The organism is Cyclobacterium xiamenense, assembly GCF_900109255.1.
GTDB classification, from domain to species: Bacteria; Bacteroidota; Bacteroidia; order Cytophagales; family Cyclobacteriaceae; genus Cyclobacterium; species Cyclobacterium xiamenense.
Window position 1 is genome coordinate 1 of the sequence record NZ_FNZH01000022.1, and the last position, 7,703, is coordinate 7,703.

General features: G+C 39.7%; 10 protein-coding genes. All 10 read right to left on the reverse strand.

The features are described 5' to 3' along the window. Window positions 1–93: 93 nt before the first annotated feature. Window positions 94–1,359 (reverse strand): group II intron reverse transcriptase/maturase, encoded by a 1,266-nt coding sequence (ltrA, locus tag BMW71_RS23325; RefSeq protein WP_244891296.1) that lies wholly within the window; start codon window positions 1,357–1,359, stop codon window positions 94–96. 196 nt (window positions 1,360–1,555) lie between these two features. Continuing rightward, window positions 1,556–1,765, reverse strand: coding sequence for a hypothetical protein (locus tag BMW71_RS23330; RefSeq protein ID WP_143057746.1), 210 nt, complete (start codon window positions 1,763–1,765; stop codon window positions 1,556–1,558). 187 nt (window positions 1,766–1,952) lie between these two features. Then, complete coding sequence (locus tag BMW71_RS23335; RefSeq protein WP_092178955.1) at window positions 1,953–2,447, reverse strand: VOC family protein; 495 nt, start codon at window positions 2,445–2,447, stop codon at window positions 1,953–1,955. A 75-nt stretch (window positions 2,448–2,522) separates the two neighbouring features. Next, window positions 2,523–3,338, reverse strand: a complete 816-nt coding sequence (locus BMW71_RS23340) for an AraC family transcriptional regulator (RefSeq protein ID WP_092178956.1) — start codon at window positions 3,336–3,338, stop codon at window positions 2,523–2,525. A 228-nt stretch (window positions 3,339–3,566) separates the two neighbouring features. Beyond that, window positions 3,567–3,980, reverse strand: a complete 414-nt coding sequence (locus tag BMW71_RS23345; protein WP_092178957.1) for a DUF6157 family protein — start codon at window positions 3,978–3,980, stop codon at window positions 3,567–3,569. A gap of 2 nt (window positions 3,981–3,982) precedes the next feature. Then, on the reverse strand, window positions 3,983–4,432 hold the full coding sequence (locus tag BMW71_RS23350; protein ID WP_092178958.1) for an SRPBCC domain-containing protein: 450 nt from the start codon (window positions 4,430–4,432) through the stop codon (window positions 3,983–3,985). Between the two features lie 38 nt (window positions 4,433–4,470). Then, a complete protein-coding gene (locus BMW71_RS23355; RefSeq protein ID WP_092178959.1) occupies window positions 4,471–5,205 on the reverse strand; it encodes a helix-turn-helix transcriptional regulator in 735 nt (244 codons plus the stop codon). 43 nt (window positions 5,206–5,248) lie between these two features. Beyond that, entirely contained in the window at window positions 5,249–6,466 is a 1,218-nt protein-coding gene (locus BMW71_RS23360; RefSeq protein ID WP_177179751.1) for a serine hydrolase domain-containing protein, read from the reverse strand. 179 nt (window positions 6,467–6,645) lie between these two features. Further along, window positions 6,646–6,843, reverse strand: coding sequence for a WG repeat-containing protein (locus BMW71_RS23365; RefSeq protein ID WP_177179752.1), 198 nt, complete (start codon window positions 6,841–6,843; stop codon window positions 6,646–6,648). Next, complete coding sequence (locus BMW71_RS23370) at window positions 6,816–7,316, reverse strand: WG repeat-containing protein (RefSeq protein WP_177179753.1); 501 nt, start codon at window positions 7,314–7,316, stop codon at window positions 6,816–6,818. The genes BMW71_RS23365 and BMW71_RS23370 overlap by 28 nt, the downstream gene beginning before the upstream one ends. Between the last annotated feature and the right edge of the window lie 387 nt (window positions 7,317–7,703).

A 7,703-nucleotide genomic window follows, 5' to 3' on the forward strand; every position in this document is an offset into this window, starting at 1 on the left:
TGTCGAGTAGGCAAGGGGAATTTCACCCCGAGCCTCTCCCAGAACCGGACGTGATAGTCTCCCATCATACGGCTCCTGTTATACAGAACTTTACTAACAAGAGTAGCCCACCTGCCAGTGGTAAAATAGGGTTGGGAATTGCACCCTTACCCTGTCTAACCACCTGAATGCCCGGTTAAGGCTAGTCTTGTATCGCTTGTACCGTTTTCTTGCCCACCTTACTAAACGCCTCCTTAATAACTGGAAAACTTTTGAGAGTTCGTAGCCTCTGAATCTGGCATAATAGTTTACCCAACCCCGAATCATAGGATTCAGGATTTTTGCTATTCCCACTATGCTCCTACAACTCATGTTCACTATATCCAACTCCTCCAGCTTGTCAGCTATCCGCTTTCTTGAGCCTATGCTAATGGCACAGTCAAACCCAAGAAATAGTTTACCTGTCTTCCGTGAACGGGTGGTGCGGGGTTGGAAGGAATAGCCAAGAAAATCAAACTTGACATTTTCTCCCTTCATCCTCCTCCGATAATCCTTACAGTAGACTGTCTTTGTCTTATCGGGGTGGAGTTTCAATCCGCAGTCAGCCATCCTTTCTCTGACAGCTTTCAGAGTCCGTTCAGCATGGGCTTTGTCATTGCAGTGCAGTATCGCATCATCGGCATATCTTGCGAATTTTACTGTCTTGTCGGTATTTTCCAGCCATCTGTCAAGGGCGTAGTGTAGAAACAGATTGGACAACAACGGGCTAACTACTCCTCCCTGCGGTGTCCCTTTTCCCTGCTTTTCCACCAGATCCCCCGAAGTTTTCTCGACTGGAGCTTCGAGCCACCTCGTTATGTAAAGCAAAACCCATTTTTCAGGGACATGCTTCTCTAAGGCCTGCATCAGCTTGCCGTGGTCAATGTTATCAAAGAACCCCTTGATGTCCAAATCGATCACCCAGTCCAGTCTGTGGCAGTTAGACCTTACAGATTCCAATGCCTGATGGGCATTCCTGTGGGGTCGATAGCCATACGAACTGTCACTGAACAACTTTTCCAACCTGGGTTCCAGATAATCCTTGACCACCATCTGCCCCACCCTGTCACTTATAGTCGGTATGCCCAATTTCCGGACTTTTCCGTCCTTCTTCGGGATTTCCGATTCTCTGACTGCCGGTGGGAAGTAGCTCCCCGATGCCATGCGGTTCCAGAGTTTATACAGGTGTTTGGTTCTGTCCGCATTGAACGAATCCATGCTGACTTCATCCACACCCGCACTCTTACCGTTTGCCTTGACTTTCAGGTAGGCGTTCCATACCATTTCCCGACTGATCGGTACTGTTCTTGTCTCATTCCATAAATTCATCCTGTCTTTCAAGTTGGTCAATGTAATGGGACTGTATAACCCTGCCCCTTCACTCCTGTCCCGTTACAGAACAATCCTCGTTACTAAGGGCAAGTCCGCCTCCCGATTTTATCGGGATTCCCGAGTTCCGTAAATAAGCCCGGATAGAGTTCACGCCGCCTGAATGACGCCTGCCATACGGACAGTAAGTAGGTTCCCTCCGTATTTATCACCGTATGCTTACCTTTACGGCTTTTGACAGAATGTGGCACTTTCTCGACACCTCTTCGGCGGTTACGGTCAGTTCGTCTCCCCTATCCATACCTGATCCCACTCTTGGCGGAATCTTTTCCCAAACGCTCAGTACCACGGCTATAGCACCTTTGGGTGGTTTGAAGCCCCTACCTATAAAGCGACTCCGATGGGTCGGTTCCATCATCTCATTTACAGCATGCAGCGAAATTAATATTGCCGATTCACTGCTTCTCGGCACACATAAGAGCAGTAGCGGATTAAAACGCATCTACTTTTCGGTAAGCAATATACTTAATTAAACGCAAAAAAGATTCGAGTTTACACCCGAACCGCTATTGCTTTTATACATTGTTGTGCGTTCGCTCTTTCTCCTAATTTGGCGAATGAAGACCCATTTTATTTCCTTCCGAGTCGTGGAAAATAGCGAAAAATCCACTCTCGTCAGCGTGTGGTGTTTTAGGAATAATAATCTTTCCGCCATTTCCTTCTATTTTATCAAGAATAATTTGTAAGTCATCTCCACCATTCAGATAAATAGTAACACCTTTGGCAGAAGGCTCGGAACCTTCTTCTTTCACAATAACTCCTGTTACCATTTGGTCTTCGTAGGGAAATAAACCCATTTCCATTCCTGGGAACTCTAATTTTTCAATTTCTATACCTAAAATTTCTTTGTAAAAGTTAATGGCTCTCGAAATGTCTGTTGCTGGAATCTCAAATATTGATATAAAACTATTCATATTTTTATCGTTTTTTATTGTTGTTTCATTAGTAGGATTTGAATTGCTGACAGAAGTTCCTTTGTTTTTGCAGGATACAATACCAAAAGTCAAAGCCATTATTGTGATAAATATTTTTCCTTTCATTTTATGTTCTTTGTTGACAAAACAAAATTAGCTGTAGAAAGTCGCTTGAAATTGTAAAAATGCGACACCTTTAAACTATTTGTAAAAAAGTGCGGAAAGAGCTAAATTTTCGTGATTGATAAACTCCTTAGGGTTTATTCCTGTAAACTCTTTAAAGTCCTTTATAAAATGTGCTTGGTCAAAATACTCACTTTCATAAGCAACATTGGTAAGGTTTTCTGCTTTTTGTTCAAGCAACATTTTTAAAGCTGTCTGCAAGCGAATTACCTTTCCCAATTGTTTAGGGCTTACTCCAATTTGCTTTTTGAAGTTTCTTTCGAGTTGTCTTCGTTTTGACAAGCCATCTTTAAGGATTGAGTTTATTGAAGCACTTCCGTTTGTGGATAGAAGGGAATCAACTGTGTTTTTTACGATTGTATTAATCGTTTTTTCGTCATTAAGCCTGTCCAAAAGAAATTTTTCGATAATACTTATTCGTTGTTCCGTATTTTCTGCTTTGAATATTTTTTGCTCTAAATCATCTGCGGATTTTTTTTCAAAAAGTTTACTTATGGGTGTCTTTTTATTTACCAAATTATTGATTGACTCAGAAACAAAGTTTCCAAAACCATAAGGATAAAATCGGATAGCAAATGTTTTAACAAATCCTGTTGGCTCAATGTAAAATGGTTCAATTGTTTGACCGAGTACCATTGCACGAGGTTGAAGTATAAATTCATTTTCGGACGTGTAACGTTTTATGTCATCTCCGAGAATGAACGCCATTTCAATACAACCATCTGGTACTATTCGCTGTTTTTGCGGTTCAGACTGTTTAGGCACTTCCAATGTCCAATAGCAATTAACTAGTGATTTTAGGTCAGAATGTGGTTCGTGTATTTGGTAGTCCATTTATTGTTCGGAATTTTTTTCTGAGTGACGCACAACGGACTCGGCTATGCGTAGTGCGGGATTTCAAGGCACTTAACTGTCCGTTTACCGAGAAGTTTATTTAGTGTAAATAATTATAAATCTGCACTTTACCCTGCATTACGTATAGCCAATGTTGTGCGGTCGCTCATTTTCTATTTACTTAAATGTTCTACTGTTCTTAGTAAGAACCTACCTAATCCGAGATTACTATTTTCTTTTACTGTTCATCGCTTTAACTTTCTTTATTGTATCATCTGCCAAAAAATTTTGATACGCTTCCGTTTCAACACCATATATAGCAATTTTCCCTTCCTTATTACTATGTATTCCCCATCCATATGACTTGGTGAGTGGTGAAGCACGAAAGCATGGCTGCCCTTTGGAAAAATAATGTTCCCTTTGTTCATCCAGTTCTCCATTTTCAAATTCTTTACGGATGGCAAAAACACCAAACAATACGTCATCGGACGTGTATTTGTATGGATTCTCGTAAAGCATGTCAAATTGCAGGTTTGCAACCGTTTTCTTTTCTCCTTTGATAGGCGGCATTTCACCCTTTTCAGCTTTGCAGTCTGCTGCGATTTCAATAAATGTGTTGTAATAATTGGTTGAATGCTTCATGATTATTGATTTGGTATGTCCATTAAATATCCCGTTTCCAGCCAGGTCTTTAAATTGCTAAGAATCAGATACCATTGTTTGGCTTCTGTCTGCATAGGGTTGTTTTTGGTAAATTGATCATTTGTTAATGTCAGGCGGGTAGACTGTCCAAAAGGTTCAAAAGTAACTCTGACTCTTGACTTTAGTTCTGCGTGGTTTTCTTTGTACATTGGTCCAGGGTGGTCGGTATATGAAAGAACTTTGCCTTTCTCATATTCCATAATCTCTCCGTAAATATGTACAGTTTCCTGACCTTGAAAGACCCCGGCATATTCTATCCGTTCTCCGATTTTGAAAGTAGAACGAATATCTGCTTGGTAAAATGCCATAAAGAATTGGTTAGGCTCAACAAATGCTTTCCAAACCTTATCGGTGGAAGCATTAATGTAAATTTCTGTATAAAAATCTTTCATTTTATTATTGTTTTCACCAAAATTAAGCCGGTGTTATGTCAACCCTTTGTCACAGCTTTATTAAAATGTTTTTCTCTTTGAATTTCGACATACTCATCTAAAGTCATTTTATGGGGTATAAACTTTTCTGGCAGGTAAAGCAGTTTTTGAATTCTGTCAATTCTAAAACTTCTAAATTCTTTTCTTAACCTGCACCAGGCAATCAAAACCCAATTTTCTGAAGTGTTATGATAAATAGCAAAGGGTTCTAATTTTCTTGAGCTATTTTCGGTAGCCCCTTCCTTTTTGTATTCAATTTGAATAACCTGAAAGTTAGTGAGTGCTTTTTGAATGTCAGATAAATGGTTACTTGTTCTTTCCTCCTTCCAGTTTTTACCAATAATGGTTCGATTGGCCAGAAAGTCGGCTTTCTCTCTTTCGCTGGTTCTCAGAACAGCCTTTATTTTGTCGGTTGCTTTGATGAATTCATAGATAAGTGACTGATCCTTGGTTTTGGCTATCATTTTTTCTCCGAAGATCAACGCATTAGCCTCTTTTTCAGTAAACATAACAGGAGGTAATCTATATCCTTCTATTAAACCATAGCCTTTTCCTTCAACTTGAATAATCGGAACTCCTGCTTTTTCTAAAGACGCTAGGTCCCGATATATGGTTCTTTTGCTTACGCCAAAGTGTTCCGAGAGGTACTCAACTGTGGTAGAAGTTCTTGCTTGCAATTTCAGCAAAATTGCAGTCAATCGTGAAAGTCTCGATATGTTGTCTGAATACGCCAAGTCGTTAAGGATTCTTGATCTATCAAGTCCCAATTTTCTGAACTTAGTGGTTTCCTGAGTTATTTCCCGACGACTTTAGGGTCAATACTTTGGTCACTATATCCTGAGCTATATCAGGTATTATTGTTGGGATGTCTGTAGATAATTTTGTCAAATTTTCGAGAATTATGATGGTCAATTGTTGATCCGGAATCTTCAGAAATAACGTATTATAGCCCGGGTTCGCTCCCCAATGCCAGATGGATCGAGTAGTGTGACTGTTAGGGGATTCGTTTTTGGCAAATGGGTTCCTTATCCGGTTCGCCAGCAGATTCGGGTTTATTTCGGAAACGAGAAGCCCGTAGCCATAATCGGCTAAATATGGGGTCAGCATTTTATTCAAGGTGGTGTCAGTAGAAATCATAGAACTATCTAAGGCCTTGCTCCATCTGAGTAAGTCTTCCGGTGTTGAATACAAACCACTTACAGAGAAAGCTGTTGAGTAGCTTTGAGCAGGTGCTCTATCAATATAACCACTTGCCAGCTTTTCGTATCCAAGTGCCAGATTCTTGATCTCATTTCTGTTTTCGAGGGTTCCGCTGTTATTCATTTCCAATGGTTTGAAAAAATATTCATAAAGAAGATCTCCGTATTTTTCCTTAGTAACTTCTTCGGCAATTAAACCCAAAAGATAATAATTCGAATTACTGTACGAGAAATCTGAACCAGGATCGAATTCCAGGGCTTTTGCTTTTAGAAAATGAGCTACAAAATCCGTCTGAGCAAAATCTTGTGTCGACAATTCAGGCCAATCGCTATCATTGGTATAATTTGGAATACCTGACTGATGTGCCATTAAATGATGAATGGAAACCTGATCTTTATATTCTTCAGGGTACCATTCAAGATATTTACCGAAAGGATCCTGTAAAGAAAGCAAGCCTTCTTCACACAGTTTCAGTATGAGGGCAGCTGTGAATTGTTTTGTTAGTGAAGCAATCTCAAATCTGGTTGAGCCATATAACATGATATTCGGATTCCTATTGGCATAGCCTGCTGTATAGTGGATTTTTTTTTCAGAACCTACATCAACTATTATGCTTCCACTAAACTGATCCGTACTTACCAGAGAGTCGATCATTGACTTCAATTGATCATAGTCTATGGTTTGACTCTTCACAATAAGAGGTACAAGGCCAAACAGGATAACAAAAAGAAAAACGCTCAATCTATGTACCAACGGCTGCAATATGTATGAATATTTCAATTTTGGTCGGTTCATTTTACGTCTTGGCTGTTTAGTTGAGTGCCGCACAACGGCTGGGGGTTGTGAGCAGTGGGGGATGGCGTGGCGCAGCGTCGTCATCCGCCGTTAGTGCCGCCCCCGTGCGGGTTCTGCTGATTCGAAGTCATCACATCCCCCACATTGCTTACACCCCTTGTTGTGCTTAGTTTTTTTTCTTAATTAGTTGTTTCGGTTTCTAATTTCATATCTTTGGTCATTTTTTCATAAACAGGTTTAACAACCTCATTCCCATCTTTGTCCACAAAACCAAAAAGACCTCCAATTTCAACCAAAGCCCAATCTTCCTGAAATTCACCAAACTGGTAGATTTTCTCATACTTAGGTTTTATAACCACATTCCCATCCTTGTCCAAAAATCCGAACAATTCCCTTTTTCAATTAGCGCCCAATCTGGTTGAAATTCTCCAAACTGATAAATTTTCTCATATTTGGGTTTACCAACTTCATTTCCGTCCTTATCCAAAAATCCAAACAATTTTCCTTTTTCAATTAGTGCCCAATCTGGTTGAAATTCTCCAAACTGGTAAATCTTTTCGTAATTTGGTTCAATTATCTCATTTCCATCCTTGTCCAAAAATCCGAACAATTTTCCTTTTTCAATTAGCGCCCAATCTGGTTGAAATTCTCCAAACTGATAAATTTTCTCATATTTGGGCTCAGCAACTTCATTTCCGTCCTTATCCAAAAATCCAAACAGCCCACCTTTTTCTATTAATGCCCAATTTTCCTGAAATTCTCCAAATTTCGAAATTTTGGTAGGGTTGCTCTGTCCATAAGCTGTTACCAGTAACGAAGTACAAAAGACAATTAAAAATAATTTTTTCATTATCATAAATATTAGGTTTATTGGTTGAGAATCAAAATTAAGCACAACGCTTAGTGTAGTAGTCGTGCCGGATTTATAAGCACTTCTCTTTCCTCTAGCATCAAAGATAGTAAAAGTAGCAAACTTTCAGTCTTCAGCAGGCATGGATACTACACAGTGTTATGGGCTGTAATTTTCTCTTCACTTTAGAATCGCTTTAGTCCATTTCGTCTATGTCTTTTCTAGCTTTTTAATGAATAGTCAATGTCAAAAAAAGGTTTCAAACGTTTTATATTTCTTCCATTGCCATCCTGATTGGCTCATCCCAATGTTCATGAGTCACCAAAGGTGCCTGGGGAATGCTTCTGCCTCAGCCTTGGGAATTCAAAACAATGCCTTATTTGACGA

Coding starts and splice junctions, on each gene's coding strand:
- BMW71_RS23345 (WP_092178957.1), bottom strand. CDS start 3,980: ATGAAGCATTCAACCAATTATTACAACACATTTATTGAAATCGCAGCA.
- BMW71_RS23340 (WP_092178956.1), bottom strand. CDS start 3,338: ATGGACTACCAAATACACGAACCACATTCTGACCTAAAATCACTAGTT.
- BMW71_RS23335 (WP_092178955.1), bottom strand. CDS start 2,447: ATGAAAGGAAAAATATTTATCACAATAATGGCTTTGACTTTTGGTATT.
- BMW71_RS23350 (WP_092178958.1), bottom strand. CDS start 4,432: ATGAAAGATTTTTATACAGAAATTTACATTAATGCTTCCACCGATAAG.
- BMW71_RS23330 (WP_143057746.1), bottom strand. CDS start 1,765: ATGATGGAACCGACCCATCGGAGTCGCTTTATAGGTAGGGGCTTCAAA.
- BMW71_RS23370 (WP_177179753.1), bottom strand. CDS start 7,316: ATGAAAAAATTATTTTTAATTGTCTTTTGTACTTCGTTACTGGTAACA.
- BMW71_RS23360 (WP_177179751.1), bottom strand. CDS start 6,466: ATGAACCGACCAAAATTGAAATATTCATACATATTGCAGCCGTTGGTA.